We start from the raw sequence: 17763 nt of genomic DNA on the forward strand, positions 1-17763 counted from the left end.
GTTCACCCTTGGTTACCACCTTGTCGAGGGCATCATCGCCGTCGCCGGTCCGGATCGGTGGCAGAGCGGGGTTGTTCGCTCAGAATCGCCAGCGTGTCGCGGTCAGGCCGTCCAGACCGTATCCGAACGCGGTGGTCGGGCTGATCTCGTAGAACACGTACTCGGGTGAGCCGGGCAGGCTGCTGTCGAGCACCTTGCCGTCGCTCAGGGTGAAGCGCCACTGGTACGCGGCCTCGAAGGCAGCCACGACGGCGGGCATGCGGTCGGCTCTGGTGGGCCGTGCGACGCCCTCGACGACTAGGTCGAGCTGCTCGGTGCTCACCGTGACGGCACATCGTCCGTCCCGGGCCAGGTTGCGCCCCTTGACCGAGCCAGGTCGGGTGCTGACGTACAACGCCACGTCGAGCCAGACCGCGAGCACCGGTTGGACGTGTGGTTGGCCGCTGGCCCGGCTGGTCGCGAGCCACACCTTGCCGGCAGCGGCCAATCGCTCGACCGCCTCGGTCCACGGCACGATCGTGCTGGAGTCGGTGCTCATCGGTACCGCGTCTTCGGGGGCGAACAGCAGCTCGGCGACCGGCTCGATCCGGGCCGTCACGGCCGACCCTTTCGAGGTCGCCGCTCGTACTCGTCGTGCAACCGCCACCATGCGTAGGGCTCGGTCTGTGGCCAGCCCTCCGGCGAGTCCTCCCAGGTCTCCTGGCGCCCGAACGGCGTGAGGTCGAGCAGGTTGAGGTCCAGGCGGAGCCGGTCGACGCCGCGGGCGGTAGTGAAGTACGTGCGATAGACCTGGGTGCCGTCGCGGAGAAAGACACTGAGCCCGAACCCACTGCCGGCACCGCACTCCAGGCTGAAGTCGCCGCCCCGGGACGAGTACACCGGCACGGTCCAGCCCATCCGCTGCCAGTACTGCTGTAGCTGCGCGTACGGCATGTCGGAGACGACGGCGAATGTGGTGTCGCGGGCCCGCAGGTGGGCCTGGTGGCCGACGTTGTCGACGACGGCGGCACAGCCGGAGCAGTACTCGTCCGGGCCTCGATCCATCATCTGGTAGACGACGAGCTGGCGCTGCCCTTCGAACAGGTCGGGCAGCCGCACCGAGCCGCCCGGCCCGGTGAACGTGGTATCGGTGCGGAAACGAACCATCGGCAGCCGGCGACGCTCGGCGGCCAGCGCGTCCAGGGCTCGCGTGGCGACCTTCTCCTTGGCTAGGAGGCGGTCCCGGGCCACCTGCCACTCTTCGGCGGTCACGATCGGTGGAAGGGTCACGACCATTCCTCTCGTCGGTTCCTTAAGAAGACTGACGATACAGTTGGTTGGTTCCCTGAAGCAACCGACAGGACCGTGACCATGCAGAGAACCTCGTTCGCCGACATGACCTGCTCGATCGCCCGCACCCTGGATATCGTCGGCGAGCCGTGGTCGCCGCTGATCCTGCGTGACGTCTGGGTGGGCATCACCCGGTTCTCGGACATCCAGCGCGACCTCGGCATTTCGCGCAAGGTACTCGCCGAGCGTCTGCGCTGGCTCGTCACCCACGGCGTGCTCGAACGCCGCCAGTACGCCCACCACCCGCCGCGGCACGAGTACACGCTCACCGACAAGGGCTACGAACTCTGCGACATCCTGCTCGCCGTCACCGCCTGGGGCGACCGCTGGACAGCCGGCGATGCCGGCCCGCCGGTGCTGATCCGCCACCACACCTGCAACCACCACGTCCACGCCGAACTGCGCTGTTCCCACTGTGGTGCGCCGCTGCGTGCCGCCGAAGTCGACGTCGAGGACGGCCCAGGCGCGGCCGGACCCACCCCGCGCTAGTCCCGTGACCGCTCAGGTTCGCCGGGTTGCCGGTCGGGACGGGTGGCCCGGTGCGCTCTCGGTGCGGTAAGGGCACGATCATCGGCCTGGCCGCGGCTGAAGCCGATTTCCTCCTATGACCGCGGTGTGCTGTCCGAGCGCCATGTGGTGAGACGAGGGTGCCCCGGCAGTTCGGCGCGGCCGGTGGCCCACAACAGGGTGAGCCAGGGATCCGCGCCGCCCGGAGCCTCTGGAAACAGGCGGGCGAGCACGCGCGAGCAGAGAGCGGAGGGCGGGGTCCAGGCAAGCCCGAAGCCTTCCGCCAGATCGTGCATGTGTACCAGCGTCTCTTGCAGCCCCAGCGCCGCGAAGCCTTCGGGGTCCGACACCCCGGCGGCGTGGTGGGCGCGGACCCGGGGCGGCGTGGTACGCACCATGGCGACGAGCAGCGCGCCGCACGCCTCCAGCACCTGCACCAGGCCGGCCGGACCCGCGTCACGGTCCGCGTAGAGGAAGACGGTGGGGCCGGCCGGCCTCTTCTGGTTCAACGCGATGGGCACATGGGTGTCCAGCGGCGGGCTCTGCGGCCCGAGCTGCACGGCGTAGTAGAACAGGTCGTTGGCGAGGTGCTCGGCGGTCTCCCAGCAGTCCCACTCCAGCGAACCGGCCTTACCGCCCCACCCCTCCGGGGGCGCGTCCCGAAGGATGCCCACGGCGAGCCGTACGGCAAGGTCGACGTCGTCCGCGGTGACGGGAGACAAGACTGGTCCAGTTTCGACTGATCGAGACATGGCAGCACCGTACCGGGGGAAGAGGGGAGCGTGATTTTGTCCGCGAGAACCGGAGCCAGACGTTCGCCACTTCGGCGCCACCTCGCGCTCCCGGTCCCCCCGGATGTTCGTCAGGACGAGCGCCACGTGTTGACCATCGGGAGTCAGCGGCCAGATTGACACCGAGGGCCGCTACGTCACCCTGCGCAGACGCCGATCGCAATGCTGGACCGAACGTCGACGCGCGCTTCTAGCCGCTGAGAAAGCGTCGCCTACACCTCCACTGCATCTCGAACTCATCGCAGCGCCGCTGCGAGGTCGGCAGCGATCTCGAAGGTCGGTGCCGCCCTTCCGGTCTCGTCCGCGTTCAGCGCGATGTGCTCGACGCGGGCCAGCATCTCCGTTGCGGTTTCCCGGTCATGGAGCGCCAACGCCAGTTCCGCGCGGTACACCAGAACCTCTACGTGTGTGACGGGGTCGTCGTCGGCCTGTGGGCGAGCCAACGCGCTGTCGAGAATGCGAACTGCCTGGCCGACGTCACCCTTGGAGTCGGCTAGCACGACGGCGTTCGCCAGCACTTTGGCGAGTCGTCCGGCGGGTGCGGGTGCTGGCGTGGGCATCGTGGCGGCGTTCTGGAAGACGCGGATCCAGTTGCCGCCCGGGTCGATGATGCTGAATCCGCCCAGCCCGTCGGAGTTCTTTCGAGCCCTGGGCCGGGTCATCCGCGGCATTCCGGACACCAGGACTTTGCCGTATGCGGCCCGCATGCCGGTGGCGAAAGCCCGGTGCAGCTCCGCGATGTCCGAGGTGAGCACGAGACAGGAGCCGTACGACTGCTCTGGGTTGAACCCGGCAATCTCGAAGAAGTGCAGGTGCAGGTCTTCACGTTGCAGTGCCACGCTGGGGTTGGGTTTGCGCTGCTTGTACGTGGTGCTGAAGCCGAGAACCCCGTAGAAGGTTTCGATGTCGTCAATCGACGCGCAGGGCAGCAGGGGAACGGTCACCTCGTTGGTCATGGCTCTTTCCTAGGCGTAGTGGGTGGTCCGTCGCACATGGAAATAGCCGATCATCGCCTGGTCCCATCCGATCAGCCGATGCGACCGCAGTCGGCGTGCAGCCCGGCCAGGGGCGCGCAGGCTTCCGCAGCGTCACCCTCATTCGCCGTCGACAACGCACGCGCGACCGGAGACCTGCGGGCGAAGGGAACCGGCGGATTTTTTCTTCGGCGACAGGCAGATGGGGATCGCCGGGGATAGGAACAGTCCGGTGCCGACACCGATGGTTTCTCTTGTTCGGCTGGGCGAATCCGGGCAAAGTGGGGTGCTTCACATCACAACCGAGGCCGGAGACTACCTAATTTTTCCGGTACGGCGATACCGTATTTCCGTACCGGCGGCCCGGTGTGGAACTCGGGCAGGCTGGCGCGGTCGACGACGAACCCGCGCGGTTCACGTACCCGTGGCGCCGACAGGTCCGGTGGCGACGTCCACCTGCGGTTGACGAGGAACTGGGCCCCGTCCAGCGCCGTAACGAGGCAAAGGAAGGCTTGACATGTCTCACCCTGCACGCATCCCACCGAGGCTTGCCTCGGTACGAGGGCCCGTCCTCTTCCCGGGTGACGACGGTTTCGCCGGTGAGGCGGCAGTGTTCAACACCACCGTCGCCCACAACCCGTACGTCATCGTCGGGGGCACCGACGTGGCGGACGTACGACTCGCCATTCGCTTCGCGCGAGAGGGTATGGACAGCGAGCAGACCGCCCGGGGCGAAGCGGGCGTCACCTGGGGGCAGACCAGCCGGCTCACCCGGCTCGACGGCCGGAAGCACCCCGGTTATCTGTCACCGGCAGACGCCGCCGTCGAGAGCGTGCGGCTGGCGTATGACGAGGCGACCTATGAACGGCTTCGCACGGCGAAGACCGAGCGGGACCCGCGAAACATGTTCCGTTGGAACTACAACATTCCACCTCGGGCATAACGCCGTGCCGATTCGAAAGAGGCGTGCGGGCGGGGCGAAGCGGATGGTCGTTCTCGAAGCCGTGGCAGGTGTGCTCGCCGCTCGCGGATACGAGAACACCCGGTTCACGGACGTGTCGGCGGCCGGTGGCGTCGCGATCAGCACCCTGCAGACCTACTTCGGTTCGCGTGCGGACATGGTCATCGAGGCCATGGAGGTTTTCACCGACCGGGAGGTGGATGCCCTCCAGGCGGCGGCTGCCGCCGAAGTCGATCCGTGGCGACGGCTGGTCGCGCTGGTGGACCGGAGTCTGCACAACTCGGAGAGCACCAGGCAGATCCTCGTCGAATTCTGGCGGTCCGCCATGCGGGACGACGACCTCCGCGAGTACAGCGCGGAAGTGCGGACGCGCTACCGGGCGCCTTTTGTGGCCGCCGTGCGGGAAGGCGCCGAGCGGGGCGAGTTCAAGCTAACCCACGACGCCGAGGACGTAACGGATCTGCTGCTCTCGGCCCTGGCGGGGCTGATCATCTCTCGCGTCCAGCACCATCCCACGCCGTCGCCCACGGAGTTCCGCGACGTCCTGCTCACCCAGCTCAGGCTGATGCTGGGCGTCAACGGCTGAATGTCCACTACCCGAACGGATCGAGAACCGATGATCACCGTCGAGATCACCCGTTTCCGCGTCTCCTCGGCACGCGCCGGCGCTCTGCTGGCCGCGCGGCCGGCGATGCTGCATGACTTCCAGACCGACCGCGTCGGCTTCCTCGGCGCGCGACTGATTCGGTTGACCGCCGGGGAATGGCTGGACATCGTCTATTGGCGCTCGCCCGAGGACTTCGCCACGTCCCGGAGCCGGGGCGGCGACCGGCCCGGCATCCAGGCGTTCTTCTCGCTGATCGACGAGGTGGTCAGCGTCGAGGAGGGCACCACGACCGAACCGGTGGGTGCGTGATGCGTGCGGCGTGGTACGACCGGCAGGGCCCGGCGCGCGAGGTGCTCCATGTGGGTGACCTGCCGGATCCGTCGCCGGGCGAGGGCGAGGTCCGGGTGTCGGTTTGCGGGATCCACGTCGGCGACTGGGCAAGCGGCAGGGCTGGTGGGGGTCCGCCGTGTCATTCTCCCGGGTCGTCCCGCACGGTGACGGCGTCGGGATGATCGACGACGTCGGACCGGGCGTCGGTCCGTCCCGGATCGCACAGGCACACGAGCTGGCCGAGCGCAGTTCGGGCGGGGGCCGGATCGTCCTGGACATCGGCAGCGCCTAGCACGTCAGAGGCGGTGAGCCGGCTCGACACCACGCCCGATACGTACCGCCGCAGAAGCGGCATGGACCAAGGGAACAACCATGATCTGGACAGCCGGTTTCCGTACCGCGGTGATCAGTCCCTACGAGCAGCTCCAGCTCAGCGAACCCCGTGGATTCGCCGGCCAGACCGTACGTCAGGTGCTGCACCTGGCCGGCGGCGGAGAAGCTTTCCGGGTGCGATTCACGAACCGTTACGGCCGTACGTCGTTGGCAATCGCCGCAGCGGGGGTCGCCGTCGGTCACCGGCGGGCTGCCCTCACCTTCGACGGCGCCGAGCAGTGCACCATCTCCGCAGGCGAAGAAGTCGTCGCCGACCCGGTCGATCTTCCCGTTGCCGCCGGTACGGACCTGGTCGTCGACCTCTATCTCCCGAGGAAGACCGGGCTGGCCACCTACTCCCACAGGCCGGCGGAAGTTGCTCGAATAGCTGACGGGAACCACGTCATGTCTCCGGCATTCCCATGGTCCGATCAGGTGGAGGGCAGGTTCTACATCTCTGGTGTCGACGTGCTCGCCCCAGCAGACACCCCGATCGCCGTGGCCTTCGGTGATTCCTGGTTCGAAGGAGTCGGCACCACGACCAGCGCGAACCATCGTTCTGTCGACTTCCTCAACCGGCGCCTCACGCGAGGATGGGTCGTCAACCAAGGCATCGCCGGGAACCGCCTCCTACGCGACGGGGTCGGCGAACACGCGCTGGCGCGCTTCGACCGCGATGTTCTCTCGATACCCGCCCTGACCCACGTGCTGGTGCATTTCGGCATCAACGACCTCGGTCTTCCCGGGATGCTGGGCAAACCTCCCGCGCCCGCCGACGCCCTCGTCGAAGGCTTCACCGCTCTGGCTGACCGCGCTCACCGGGCCGGCCTGAAGATCCTCGCCGCCACCATCGGTCCCTTCGCGGGCGCCGGTCCTGGAATCAGGACACCGGAGGGCCTTATCATCCGGCGCGAGGTGAACGACTGGATCCGTACGACCGACGCCTTCGACTCTGTTTTTGATGTGGCCCGAAGCGTCGGGAACCCTCATGCCCTCGACTACATCCACCCCGTGCTGGACGCTGGCGACGGCATGCACCTGAACGACAAGGGTGCCGAGGCCATGGCCGGCTCCGTCAACGTAGGCGACCTTGAGCCCTGAGCTACCGGCAGCGTCGTTATAGCCGACCCTATCTGGTGGTTCGGGATGGTTGGGCAGCCAATGGCTGCTCTGCCTTTGATGACCGAGTTCTGTTGGTCGCCCGTACCGGAAGTTGGGTTTGCTCGGTACGAGACTTTCCGTGGCTCGGACGAAAGTTCTGTTGATACATGCGGATGTATGGACAGCGGGAGCAGAAGTCCTTAGTGTTTCGGTCACGACGCGTCGAAGTTTCATGCATGTGAATGCGCGGTCGACCTCTGGATCCGGGTCGACCACTCGACCGCGACGGGGTGGTTCGGTGCCCACCGCCGTCTTCTGATGCCTCGTCAGGAGGACGAATGGATCCACGGCTGTATCGACAGCGTCGTAGCAGGCTTGGCGCTCTTCTTGTCGCCACCGTGCTCACCAGCAGTTTCTTGTCACCGACCGCCGCCCGGGCCAGCGCGGACCTACCGCCCCAGGAGCCCGGCGTGACCCTGCGCGTCTTCGACGTGCAGGCCCCGGCGAGCGAGATCTGCACCCTGAAACCCGGGCAGACGCCGAACGTCGACAAGCTGGTGTCCACCGTCGACCTCTCCTCCGGCGGTTTCGGCCTGGGCGACTACTTCGTCGCCGAGGTAATCGGCAACATCGACGTCCCACGGGACGGGGCGTACACCTTCCGGCTGACCAGCGACGACGGCTCCCGGCTGTTCATCGACGACCAACTCGTCATCGACCACGACGGCCTGCACGGCGCCACCTCGAAGGACGGCGGCGTCACCCTGACCGAGGGGTACCACTCGCTGCGCATCGACTATTTCGAGAACACCGGCGGCGAGCAGCTCACCCTGGCCTGGCAGCCACCGGACGCGACCGGTTTCGCGGTCGTCCCGAACGCGGTGCTGAGCACCGACGCCGGGGTGGTCAGGGTGACCGCGCCGGGACGCAAGGAGTGCGAGGGCATCGCCGACACCCCCGGTGACGGCCTGCCGCTGACCGAGGTTCACCCGAACTACACCCTGACCAACCTGCGGCCGGCAGGGTTCGAGCCGCAGGTCACCGCGATGGACTGGCTGCCGGACGGGCGCCTGGCGGTGACCACGTGGGGCGGGACCGACAACACGCTCGGCGAGGTCTACCTGCTCGGCAATGTCACCGGGGCAACCGACCCGAGCCGGGTGACGACCCAACTGGTGGCCAGCGGACTCAAAGAGCCGATGGGCATCACGTACGTCGACGGGAAGCTGTACGTCTCCCAGAAGCGCGAACTGACCGAGCTCAACGACCACGACGGCGACGGCGTCACCGACCAGTACCGAACCGTCGCCACCTGGCCGTTCGGCGGCAACTTCCACGAGTTCGCCTTCGGTCTGCTCTACGACGACCCGTACTTCTACCTGAACCTCTCGGTCGCGATCGACTACGGTGGCGCGACGACCAACCCGCAGCCCGCACCGAACCGGGGCAGCACGATCAAGGTGCACAAGAAGTCGGGCAAGGTCACGTACATCGCCGGCGGCCTGCGTACCCCCAACGGCATCGGCTGGGGGCCCGGCGGCGACATGTTCGTCCTCGACAACCAGGGCGGTTGGCTGCCCACCTCGAAGCTCGTGCAGATCAAGCAGGGACGCTTCTTCAACCACTACACCAATCCGGAGGGCCGGTTCGACACCAAACCGGTCACCGCGCCGGTGCTGTGGTTGCCGCACAACGAGATCTCTAACTCGCCGAGTACGCCGCTCTACCTCACCGAGGGGCGGTTCGCGGGGCAGATGCTCTTCGGTGACGTGACGTACGGCGGAATCCAGCGGGCGTACCTGGAACAGGTGCAGGGCGAGTACCAGGGTGCGGTGTTCCGCCTCACCCAGGGACTGGAGGCCGGCGTCAACCGGATCAGCCTCGGGCCGGACGGCGCGATCTACGCCGGTGGTCTCGGCGCCGGCGGCAACTGGGGGCAGACGGGAAAGCTGACGTACGGTCTGCAGAAGCTCACCCCGAACGGCAACGACGCCTTCGACATCCTGGCGATGCGGGCCAAGCCCAACGGGTTCGAGTTCGAGTACACCCAACCCCTCTCGGCCCAGACAGCGAGCGAGTTGGCCAGCCGCTACCAGGTCGAGCAGTGGCGGTACGCCCCGACCGACCGCTACGGCGGCCCCAAGTTCGCCGAGGAGACGCTCACCGTACGGTCGGCCAGGCTGTCCCACGACGGCAGGCGGGTGACCCTCCAGATCGACGGACTGAAGCCCGACCGGGTGGTGCACGTCCGGTCGCCCCGCCCGTTCAGCTCGGCCAGCGGTGAGTCGCTGTGGAGCACCGAGGCGTGGTACACGCTCAACGCCCTGCCCGGCAAGCAACCGCCGGCCGGGCCGACCAACGTCTACGAGGCGGAGCAGGCGAAGATCAGCGGCGGTGCGGGGGTGACCGTCGAACACGCCGGATACTCCGGCTTCGGTTTCGTCGACGGGTACGGCACCGTCGGCGCCACCACCACCTTCACCGTCGACGTGAAGCAGAGCGGCCGGTACGACGTCGGCCTCCGCTACTCCAACGGGCCGAACCCGTTCGTCGGACCGAAGACGATCAGCGTGTCGGTCAACGGTCAGAAGATCAAACAGACCACCCTGCCCGCCACCGACGACTGGAAGAGCTGGTCGACCCAGACCGAGGCGCTGCGACTGCACAGCGGGACCAACACCATTACGTATCGGTACGAGACCGGCGACACTGGTCACGTGAACCTCGACCGCATCACCATTGACGAACCCGGGGGCGACAACCGGGTCGTGCTCTTCGACGGCACGGACACCTCGAACTGGCGGCACACCGACGGGCGCGCGGCGCAGTGGCCGGTAGCCGACGGCGCGATGGAGGTCTGCTGCGGCGACCTGCGGACCAAGGACGCCTACGGGGACTTCAAGCTGCACCTGGAGTTCTGGCTGCCGAAGATGCCGCCGGAGGTGACCGGGCAGGCCCGTGCCAACAGCGGCGTCTTCCTCCAGGACCGGTACGAGATCCAGGTGTTGGACTCGTACGGCAAGAACCCGCTGGCCTGGGACGACGCGGCGGCGATCTACCAGAAGAAGGCAGCGGGGAGCAACGCCGCCCTGCCGCCCGAGACCTGGCAGACGTACGACATCACGTTCCGCGCCGCCCGCTTCGCCGCCAACGGGTCCAAGACCGAGGACGCCCGGGTGACCGTGGTGTGGAACGGCACCGTGGTGCACGACGACGTGGCCGTCAACGGGCCGACCGGCTCCGGGCGGCCGGAGGGCCCGTCGTTCGGCGCGATCCGGTTGCAGGACCACGGCGACAAGGTGCGCTACCGCAACATCTGGATCGAACCGCTGAACTGAAGGTGTAAGGAAGGGCCCCTTCTACAACAGAAAACGATAAGAAGGGGCCCTTCCTTACCCCCGACCCCGACGAATTCACCGTGGGGCTAAGGGCCGTCCGGTGCGCGGTCCTTGTCCATGAGCGTGAGGGCATCTCTCAGGCCAGCCCGCGAGGTGATACCGAGTTTGGGAAAAATGCGGTAGAGGTGCGCTCCGACGGTCCGCGCCGAGAGGAAAAGCTCCTCGCCGATTTCCTTGTTGGTCATGCCGGTCGCGGCCATCTGCGCAATGAGAGACTCGCGGCCGGTCAGGACCTTGTTGCCTGACTGCGGGGCTGTCCGCTGGCCGGCTGCCCTGAGTTCCTGGTGCGCTCTCTCCGTCCATTTTGTCGCACCGAGGCGTTCGAACGCCGCGCGGGCCCGACCGAGGTGTTCCCGAGCGACGCGCCGCGACCGGCCCCTCCGCAGGTGTTGGCCGTACAGGAGTTCAATGCGGGCTCGGTCGAACGGCCACCGGTCGGCCTCCGGCGTCGCGAGAGCCCGCTCGAACAGACTCGACGCGTCCTCCTCGGCAGAGACGAGGGCTTCGGCGGCCGTCACCAGCATGTTGAGCCTGCCGGAGATCGTCTCCACCCGCCCGGCACGAGCCGCCGCGACATGGGCCCGGGCCTCCGCGTGGCGATTGGTCCGGACCGCGGCCTCGACGATGTCGAGCACAGTCCAGATCGCCACCGGACGGAAGGGCGGGATGGTGCCGGCGGGGCCGATCGAGGTTGCCTCCCGATATGCCTCCTCGTAGTCCTGGCGGCCGAGTGCGACCAGGGTACGGGTGTAGTGGCAGAGATGGCTCACCACGACCACACCTCTGGGGACAGCCCAGTAGATCAGCTCGTCGGTGATTCGTCGCGCCGTCTCGTCATCGCCGCGTACGGCAGCGAGTGTGGCGATCCAGTGTTCGGTGGCCCAGCGGAACAGCCGGAGCCCGTTCTGGTTGGTCAAGGAGAGCGACTCGACCAGATACCGCTCGCTGTCCTGCCACTGCCCCATGAAGTACGAGTCGAGCGCCAGCAGTGCCAACGTCTGCGTCATGACGTTCGTGTCGTCCGCAGCGCGTCCCAGCTCCAGCGCACGGTGCAGGGCGGCGCGACAGCCAGGGAGCCGATCCACCCAGGAGCTGGCGAGCCCGACCAAGACGATCTCGCCGGGGTCGTCGACCCGATCCAGATTCTCGACGAGCCGGTCGAGTTGTCGGTACGCGGCGTCGCCGGTGTTCGCCGGATCTGAGTGGGTGTGCCGCATCAGGACGACAACGTCGATTGCCGGGTTGTTCAAGCGCGATACGAGGGCGTCGAAGACCGGCCAGAGCTGGCTTCGCCCACCGAAGAAGCAGACGTACAGCAGGGTGAGCAGGGCTGCCCTGATCTGGAAGATGGGATGCGACTCCTCGCTCACCGCGTCCAGCGCGCCTGCGAGGATGCGGTGGGCGGTGTCGACGTCACCGTCCGCGTTGAGAATGACAAATGACGTGGCAACCGCCGTGTCCAGCGAGCCCGCGTGCGCGGAATCGAGTTGGCGGACCTCACGCAGAGTGTCGCCGGCGAGCGCAATGCCGCCTCCCAGGTGAGCACCCACGTATGCGGCGGCAGCCAAGCGCCGGGCGCGGTCCGGTGTGGCGGGGCTGAGCATCGAGGCGTTCGTGAGCGCGACGACCGCACCGACCGTGTCGCCCCGACTGACCAGCCGATAGCCCGCCTCTTCCAGCGAGGACGCTGCTCGTTCGTCCGGTCCGCCACTGCTCTGCGCGAGATGCCAGGCCCGTCGGTCCGGGTCGTCAGGTACGGCCTCGGCCAGCCGGCCGTGGACAAAGCGTCGCTCCGCCGCGGTGGAGGCGTTGACAACGGCCGATCGCGTCAGTGGATGTGCGAACACCACTCGCGTGCCACGGTCCGCGATGTGGATGAGTCGAGCGCGTTCCGCGGGTTCGAGTGTCTCCAGCACCCGCTCGCCCGATCCGACCTCAAGGACACGAAGGCTCCCGGTTGCCTCAAGAGCGGCGAACAGCAGCGACTGTCGCGTGGCATCTGGCAGGTTGTCGATCCGGGATGAGAACGCCGCCTGGAGTCGCCGGTTCAGTGGGACGACGGTCAGGTCGACTGCCTGACTGTCGTGGCCAGAGTCAGCGAGAATCGACGGTAGTTCGACGAGGGCCAGCGGGTTTCCGGCCGCCGTAGCCAACACCCTTCGTCGGATCGCCGGTGTCAGGTCGGGATAGCGAGCTGTCAGTATTTCTGTCGCCGCCTGCTCGGTAACAGGGGAGAGCACGTATTCGTCCAGCCGTGCTCGCTCAAAGAAGCCTTCGGCAGCCGGGCGCATCGACCCCAGAAAGCCGACGCGCGTTCCGGTGAGGCGCCGGGCCAGGAGCGTGAGCACTGCGGCGCTCGACCGGTCCAACCACTGGAGGTCATCGACAAGAACGAGAACCGGCGATCCGCGAGCTGCGGCACGAAGCAGGTTCCGCAGCGCTTCGGTGACGGCCAACCGATCCAGTGTCACCGATGTGTTCGGATCGAGCAGGGCTTCCAGGATGGAGGCGTGCGCGCCCGCGAGGGTGGGGATCGAGTCGACGAGCGGACTCAGAATCTGTTGTAGGCCGGCGAAACTGATGTCCGCTTCGAACTCGACTGCGGTCGCTGTCAGGACTTGGCCGCCCTCTTCCGTCCAGAGCTGGGCTGCGTGTTGGAGGAGAGTGGTCTTCCCGAGACCGGGTTCGCCGACAATGACCAGCGAATGCCCAGATTCGCGTGAGTGCTCGCAGAATCCTTCGATTATTTCGAGGGCGTCATTTCTGCCGACGATGTCTGGCGTCATTTCCCGTCATGCTTTGTTTCGTCATCCGCGGCCATGTCGGTGGCATCTCGGTCACGGCAGGGTCTAGCTCCGGGATTTGGCGAACCTCGTCCAGGAGATGCTCCCTCCGGTCCACACCTTAGTCCCCGCACCGCCGCTACGGGTCCAACACAAGGCACCTGAACGGCAGGAATCAGACTTTCTGCACATAAGGCGACGTACGAAGGTGTGAGGAGCGCGCTGAGCCGGTCGGCGTCGCTGGGCGGTCGGCTGGCAATGTCGCCGCTCGGTTGCCCTGTGGGGCGTGGCCACTTGGCACACGCCCCACACGAGGCGCGCCTACGCGGAGGCGAGTTCGTCCCTGATGAGCCGGGCGAGCGCCGTCGGCTGGGACAGGAACGGGGAATGAGACGTCGCCATCCGCGTGACCCGGCCGGCCCGGTCGGCGAAATGCTCCTGCGCGAAGGGCGGAAGGGCGTTGTCGGCCTCGCAGATGACGTACGTGCTGGGGATGGTGAGCCACGCGGCCTGGGTCTGTTCCTGGGTCTTCGAGCTGTAGGACTGGTAGCCCAGTTGCGCCACGGCCTGCCGTGCGATGTCGGTGTCGACGTCACCGTAGAACACGTCCACTGGGTTCATCGCCTCGACATACTCGCCGATACCGGTGTCGTGGTGGATCTTCCACCACGGCGCCGGCGACCCGCCCGCACTGGACAGCAGTGATTCGCCGACCTCGATCTGGAATGCGGCGAGATAGACGACCCGCTGTACGTTGTCGACGCCCGCGAGGCCCTGGCTCGTGGGGATGCCACCGTACGAGTGGGCCACGACGACGACAGGGCCGTCGATTGCGGCGACAGCGTTCCGGATGAGCGACGCATCCTGGTGCATGTCACCCAGTTTCGCCGGGTCATTTCCGCTGCTGGCCAGGGCGACGGTGTGAACGTCGACATCCCGCAGTTCGTCGGTCAGAAGTGCCAGGTGCTCGGGCTTGTGCCAGGCACCCGGGACGAGGACGAGTGACGGTAGGGACAACGAATCCTCCAGATGTGCATCACGTGACGGTCGGTTGACTCGTGAACCGCGTCCACGGGATCCAGGCGATCGAATTGGTGTGGACCGATCGGCTGAGTTGTGCCGCAATGCCGGGTGCGGAGTTGGCGATCTCATCCGACCGCACCTCGGTCTTGGTCCTGCGGCTGTCCACCGGTTCGATGTCAAACAGGTACTGCGGATTAGCCTTGTCGTTGATCGCCCGCACAGTGGGCGTCACCGAGACGCCTTCTCGGTGATGGACGACGCGTTCACTCGTCACACCGAGTCTGACGCGCCGCAGCCCCCTGCCGCGTCAGTCATGTGACTGCATCACCTACGACTTGCCGTGGTTCCTGATCCGCGCCGCGAGCGCAGCCCAGGCTCTACGTCAATGCCCTGTCGCCGGCGTACCCGGGGACGTCAACGGCGCCGACCAGGTGCGCCGCGCTCCGACCGCTGACGAGTTCCCGGCCGTGTCCGACGAACTCGTCGTGGGGCCCGACCCGTCGCTCGAACAGCGCCGGTTGACTCGGGACGTGTACACCTTGTCAGCCAGGACGCGGGCCGGGAGGCTCCTGACCCGGTTTGGTCGAGGTGACGGGTGGGGGCATGGCCGCCAGCCCCCTGACTGTCGAACCAGACAATCAGGCGTACGTTGTCGTCGCGGTGCCGCTCGGCGAGATCGCGCATCGTGTTCAACAGTGCGCCGTGCTCCCGGGTTACCCTAGCGCCCGCGCGTTTCTCCTGACGGGTGTCTTGTCGAAACCAGTGCGTCTCAGATGGGTGTCGTCCAGCGAGAGTCGTGGATGGGATGGCCCGATAAGCGCCGGTGGGTTCGCACAGTCGTCGGAGGATTTCATGCCGTATTTCCCTGATCTCACAGCGGTGTTGGTCGACGGTGCTCGGATTGTCCGAGACAAAGTCGAGTACATCGTCGAAGCTCATCCGATTGGCGTGGTGACATTGCCGACCGGACAGGTTGTCGGATGTGATCCGTTGGCCGGCGCGGACGCAGCAGCGCCGTTCACAGTCACCGTTGCGCCGGGCAGGTATGGCTTGCGCGCATGGGTGGCCGGAGTCCACCGGGGCAACAGCGAACGGCAGCATCGCACCACTGCTCTCCAGCTCGTTGTCGCCGATAAGCCGACGGTGCACTGGGAGTTGGCGTTGACCGACGGACAGGAGCCCGCCGGGCTGGGGGCGGAGGGCTTCCTCGGCTATCCCGTTGATGCGGGCGTTGGCACGCTGGCAGACCTGGCGGCTGTGCGTGCGCTGGCCCGTTGGGAGTTCGACCAATTGGACGAGGTCTTCATCCCGGCACAGGTGTCTCCCGCTCCCGCCGCCGCCGATGCCGTTACGGACGAGATCACCGGAGCGAACGTGATCACCGTCAGCTCCGGCTGGGGTGACGGCATCTATCCAACCTTCATTGGTTATGCCGCCGACGGGCAGTTGACCAGCTACGTCACTGACTTCCTGGTCATCCCAGCCGAGGCGTCAGCGGTCGGATGAAGCCGCGTCTGCCGACGGTCTTGTCGGTGGTGGCTACTCACCGAGCCACGCCAGGGACGTCGCCGGCCGTTCGTCTACGGATCCATCACGGATTTGCCACACTGCGGCCCGGCCGCGTTCGTCGGTGTTCAGGACTCGGTGTCCTGCGGTCGGCTCTGGGCCGCGTTCGGTCCGGGGCTGTCACGTCGTGACCCCGGCCTCCTCCCAGGCGCGGGTGCAACTCCCGTCCTCGCCGCCAAGTCTCCGATCTTCACTGACGCCCCGACCTGCCCTGTCCGGTCGCGATCCGGGACGACGGGCCGTCTCTGCTTGACCTTGACATTAATGGCAAGGTTTACGGTTTTGCCAGTTCGTGGCCGGCTGGCTCACGCCGGTCGATGTCACGAAGAGGACGAGGGTGACGATTTTCCATGAGAGGTCCCAGATGAACCGCAGTACGTCTGCCGCGCCCGGATGGACCGCCGACAGGATGACCAGCCAGCAGGGGCGCACCTTCGTGGTCACCGGGGCGACCAGCGGCCTCGGTCTGGTCACCGCACGAGAGTTGGTCGCGCACGGCGGGCGGGTGCTGCTCGCAGTGCGCGACGTTGCCCGGGGCGAGACGATCGCGTCGTCGCTGCGCCAGACGTATCCCGGCGCGCAGGTCGAGGTACGCCAGGTGGACCTCCTGAACCTGGACTCGGTCCGTCGGGCCGCTGAGCAGATCGGGCAGGAGGCAGCCGTCGACGTTCTGATCAACAACGCGGGAATATCGGCCGCGGCGCACTCCGTCACGCCGCAAGGCGCGGAACTCCACCTGATGGCCAACCATCTCGGCCACTTCGCGCTGACGGCGTTGCTGGAGCCGGCGTTGCGTCGGTCGCCCGCGCCGAGGGTCGTCACCGTCACGTCGTTCATGCACGAGAAGGGCGAACTCGATCTGGACGACCTTGCGTGGCGACGGCGGAAATACACACCGCTCGCCGCCTACTCGGCCTCGAAGCTCGCGAACGCCGTCTTCGGAGTGGAACTCGCCCGCCGCGAGCAGACGGCGCCGAGGCCGATCAAGAGCATCCTTGCCCACCCCGGCTACAGCAACACCCCCATGCAGCAGAAGGGAACCGGATTGATGGGCGTCGCCATGCGCGTCTCCGGCCGCCTCTTCGCGCAAGGTATAGAGATGGGTGCGCTTCCCCAGCTCTTCGCGGCCACCGAAGCCGAGCTGGCGGCCGGGGCCTACATCGGCCCGGACGGCAAGGGCGGGCGGTCAGGGTATCCGCACCTCGCGACGCTGTCGTCCGGCTCACAGGACCGGGTCCTCGGACGCCGGCTCTGGGAGCGCTCGGAGGAAATCACCGGCGTCCGATGGTCCGGCACCCCCACCCAACGGCCCCGCACGGCGTGAGTCGGACGACAGCGCGGATGCCTGGGCCGCGCGCCCCACGGGCTGACCTGGCCAACTGCGCGAGCAGTCATGACATCGATCCCGCTCGTCGTGGGTTTGGTTCGCGTACGGATGTGAGCGCGGATCTTCGCCGTCTTCCACGCCACCACCGGCGGCGAACGGCACCGCGGCCCGACCAGGCTGGTCGGGCCGCGGGCCCTGGGGTGGAGTAGGACTTCGCGGGTCAGTCGGCCGGGTCACCCGGGTCACCCGAGTCGCCACCGTCGGCACCTCCGCGCTCGCGAACCGGGCGGGGGGAGTCGTCCGGGCTGTCGGACGCGGAGTCGAACGGCGACGGGTGCGGACTGAGGCGTACAGCCGTCGCGTCTTGATGAACGCCGTCTTCGATCAGAAAAGCCGGCGTAGCGACTCCAAGCTTGTGCTCGCCGAGCTACCCGAGGCGCCGAACCGTCGGCCCGACGACACCGTGGAACTGCACGTTGCCCTGCTGCGGGCCCTGGCCACCCTGCCCATCCGCGACCAGGCCATCGTGGTGCTCCGCCATCGGGAGGATCAGAGCGTCGAAGCCGTGGCCAGCACCCTCAACGTGTCCGTGTCGGTGGTCAAGACACAGAACGCCCGTGCGCTGAATAGGCTGCGGGCGTTGTTGGGCGAGGATTTCGTACGGATCTGACGTCGCCGCCGTGGCCGAGGACGT

Annotated in this window: 17 protein-coding genes; 10 read left to right on the forward strand and 7 right to left on the reverse strand. The window is 67.2% G+C overall.

What is annotated here, in order from left to right; translation table 11 throughout:
- Positions 1 to 79 precede the first annotated feature (79 nt).
- Positions 80 to 598: a pyridoxamine 5'-phosphate oxidase family protein gene (locus ACIBF5_RS27460; RefSeq protein ID WP_396815770.1), complete on the reverse strand. Its 519-nt coding sequence runs from the start codon at positions 596 to 598 to the stop codon at positions 80 to 82.
- Positions 595 to 1269 (reverse strand): DUF899 domain-containing protein, encoded by a 675-nt coding sequence (locus ACIBF5_RS27465; RefSeq protein ID WP_396815771.1) that lies wholly within the window; start codon positions 1267 to 1269, stop codon positions 595 to 597. Before ACIBF5_RS27465 ends, ACIBF5_RS27460 begins: the two co-directional genes overlap by 4 nt.
- Positions 1270 to 1350: 81 nt before the next feature.
- Here ACIBF5_RS27465 and ACIBF5_RS27470 point away from each other — a divergent pair, with 81 nt between their 5' ends.
- Positions 1351 to 1818 carry a winged helix-turn-helix transcriptional regulator gene (locus tag ACIBF5_RS27470; protein ID WP_396815772.1) on the forward strand — a complete coding sequence of 156 codons (468 nt, stop codon included), beginning with the start codon at positions 1351 to 1353 and terminating at the stop codon, positions 1816 to 1818.
- 113 nt (positions 1819 to 1931) lie between these two features.
- Here ACIBF5_RS27470 and ACIBF5_RS27475 read toward each other — a convergent pair whose 3' ends face one another.
- Both ACIBF5_RS27475 and ACIBF5_RS27480 read right to left on the reverse strand, forming a co-directional pair.
- A complete protein-coding gene (locus ACIBF5_RS27475) occupies positions 1932 to 2558 on the reverse strand; it encodes a hypothetical protein (protein ID WP_396815773.1) in 627 nt (208 codons plus the stop codon).
- Between the two features lie 305 nt (positions 2559 to 2863).
- On the reverse strand, positions 2864 to 3583 hold the full coding sequence (locus tag ACIBF5_RS27480) for a VOC family protein (protein ID WP_396815774.1): 720 nt from the start codon (positions 3581 to 3583) through the stop codon (positions 2864 to 2866).
- A gap of 535 nt (positions 3584 to 4118) precedes the next feature.
- On the opposite strand from ACIBF5_RS27480, the gene ACIBF5_RS27485 reads away from it, so the two are divergent.
- The 6 genes from ACIBF5_RS27485 (at position 4119) to ACIBF5_RS27510 (ending at position 10310) form a co-directional block, all read left to right on the forward strand.
- Positions 4119 to 4544 (forward strand): BBE domain-containing protein, encoded by a 426-nt coding sequence (locus tag ACIBF5_RS27485; RefSeq protein WP_396815775.1) that lies wholly within the window; start codon positions 4119 to 4121, stop codon positions 4542 to 4544.
- 43 nt (positions 4545 to 4587) lie between these two features.
- Positions 4588 to 5148, forward strand: a complete 561-nt coding sequence (locus tag ACIBF5_RS27490; RefSeq protein WP_396815776.1) for a TetR/AcrR family transcriptional regulator — start codon at positions 4588 to 4590, stop codon at positions 5146 to 5148.
- Positions 5149 to 5178: 30 nt separating this feature from the next.
- Complete coding sequence (locus ACIBF5_RS27495) at positions 5179 to 5478, forward strand: hypothetical protein (RefSeq protein WP_396815777.1); 300 nt, start codon at positions 5179 to 5181, stop codon at positions 5476 to 5478.
- 103 nt (positions 5479 to 5581) lie between these two features.
- Positions 5582 to 5791, forward strand: a complete 210-nt coding sequence (locus ACIBF5_RS27500; protein ID WP_396815778.1) for a hypothetical protein — start codon at positions 5582 to 5584, stop codon at positions 5789 to 5791.
- Positions 5792 to 5970: 179 nt separating this feature from the next.
- A complete protein-coding gene (locus ACIBF5_RS27505; protein ID WP_396815779.1) occupies positions 5971 to 6972 on the forward strand; it encodes a GDSL-type esterase/lipase family protein in 1002 nt (333 codons plus the stop codon).
- 338 nt (positions 6973 to 7310) lie between these two features.
- Positions 7311 to 10310 carry a family 16 glycoside hydrolase gene (locus ACIBF5_RS27510; protein ID WP_396815780.1) on the forward strand — a complete coding sequence of 1000 codons (3000 nt, stop codon included), beginning with the start codon at positions 7311 to 7313 and terminating at the stop codon, positions 10308 to 10310.
- Positions 10311 to 10396: 86 nt separating this feature from the next.
- Here ACIBF5_RS27510 and ACIBF5_RS27515 read toward each other — a convergent pair whose 3' ends face one another.
- From ACIBF5_RS27515 to ACIBF5_RS27525, 3 genes are all read right to left on the reverse strand, one after another.
- Positions 10397 to 13156 carry an AAA family ATPase gene (locus tag ACIBF5_RS27515; RefSeq protein WP_396815781.1) on the reverse strand — a complete coding sequence of 920 codons (2760 nt, stop codon included), beginning with the start codon at positions 13154 to 13156 and terminating at the stop codon, positions 10397 to 10399.
- 318 nt (positions 13157 to 13474) lie between these two features.
- Complete coding sequence (locus ACIBF5_RS27520; protein ID WP_396815782.1) at positions 13475 to 14170, reverse strand: alpha/beta hydrolase; 696 nt, start codon at positions 14168 to 14170, stop codon at positions 13475 to 13477.
- Between the two features lie 19 nt (positions 14171 to 14189).
- A complete protein-coding gene (locus ACIBF5_RS27525; protein WP_396815783.1) occupies positions 14190 to 14408 on the reverse strand; it encodes a hypothetical protein in 219 nt (72 codons plus the stop codon).
- A gap of 620 nt (positions 14409 to 15028) precedes the next feature.
- On the opposite strand from ACIBF5_RS27525, the gene ACIBF5_RS27530 reads away from it, so the two are divergent.
- The 3 genes from ACIBF5_RS27530 to ACIBF5_RS27540 all read left to right on the forward strand — a co-directional run bounded on the left by ACIBF5_RS27530 (position 15029) and on the right by ACIBF5_RS27540 (position 17739).
- Positions 15029 to 15682, forward strand: a complete 654-nt coding sequence (locus ACIBF5_RS27530; protein WP_396815784.1) for a DUF4241 domain-containing protein — start codon at positions 15029 to 15031, stop codon at positions 15680 to 15682.
- A 424-nt stretch (positions 15683 to 16106) separates the two neighbouring features.
- Positions 16107 to 17066 (forward strand): oxidoreductase, encoded by a 960-nt coding sequence (locus ACIBF5_RS27535; RefSeq protein WP_396815785.1) that lies wholly within the window; start codon positions 16107 to 16109, stop codon positions 17064 to 17066.
- Between the two features lie 370 nt (positions 17067 to 17436).
- Positions 17437 to 17739, forward strand: a complete 303-nt coding sequence (locus ACIBF5_RS27540) for a sigma factor-like helix-turn-helix DNA-binding protein (protein ID WP_396815786.1) — start codon at positions 17437 to 17439, stop codon at positions 17737 to 17739.
- The last annotated feature ends 24 nt before the right edge of the window (positions 17740 to 17763 follow it).

The sequence above is a fragment of the Micromonospora sp. NPDC050417 genome (genome assembly GCF_044458865.1).
GTDB lineage: Bacteria > Actinomycetota > Actinomycetes > Mycobacteriales > Micromonosporaceae > Micromonospora_G.

Bases quoted from the DNA above. Each gene is read 5' to 3' on its own strand.
- ACIBF5_RS27470 (WP_396815772.1), top strand. From the start codon at position 1,351: ATGCAGAGAACCTCGTTCGCCGACATGACCTGCTCGATCGCCCGCACC.
- ACIBF5_RS27480 (WP_396815774.1), bottom strand. From the start codon at position 3,583: ATGACCAACGAGGTGACCGTTCCCCTGCTGCCCTGCGCGTCGATTGAC.
- ACIBF5_RS27485 (WP_396815775.1), top strand. From the start codon at position 4,119: ATGTCTCACCCTGCACGCATCCCACCGAGGCTTGCCTCGGTACGAGGG.
- ACIBF5_RS27490 (WP_396815776.1), top strand. From the start codon at position 4,588: ATGGTCGTTCTCGAAGCCGTGGCAGGTGTGCTCGCCGCTCGCGGATAC.
- ACIBF5_RS27495 (WP_396815777.1), top strand. From the start codon at position 5,179: ATGATCACCGTCGAGATCACCCGTTTCCGCGTCTCCTCGGCACGCGCC.
- ACIBF5_RS27510 (WP_396815780.1), top strand. From the start codon at position 7,311: ATGGATCCACGGCTGTATCGACAGCGTCGTAGCAGGCTTGGCGCTCTT.
- ACIBF5_RS27515 (WP_396815781.1), bottom strand. From the start codon at position 13,156: ATGACGCCAGACATCGTCGGCAGAAATGACGCCCTCGAAATAATCGAA.
- ACIBF5_RS27530 (WP_396815784.1), top strand. From the start codon at position 15,029: ATGCCGTATTTCCCTGATCTCACAGCGGTGTTGGTCGACGGTGCTCGG.
- ACIBF5_RS27535 (WP_396815785.1), top strand. From the start codon at position 16,107: ATGAACCGCAGTACGTCTGCCGCGCCCGGATGGACCGCCGACAGGATG.
- ACIBF5_RS27540 (WP_396815786.1), top strand. From the start codon at position 17,437: ATGAACGCCGTCTTCGATCAGAAAAGCCGGCGTAGCGACTCCAAGCTT.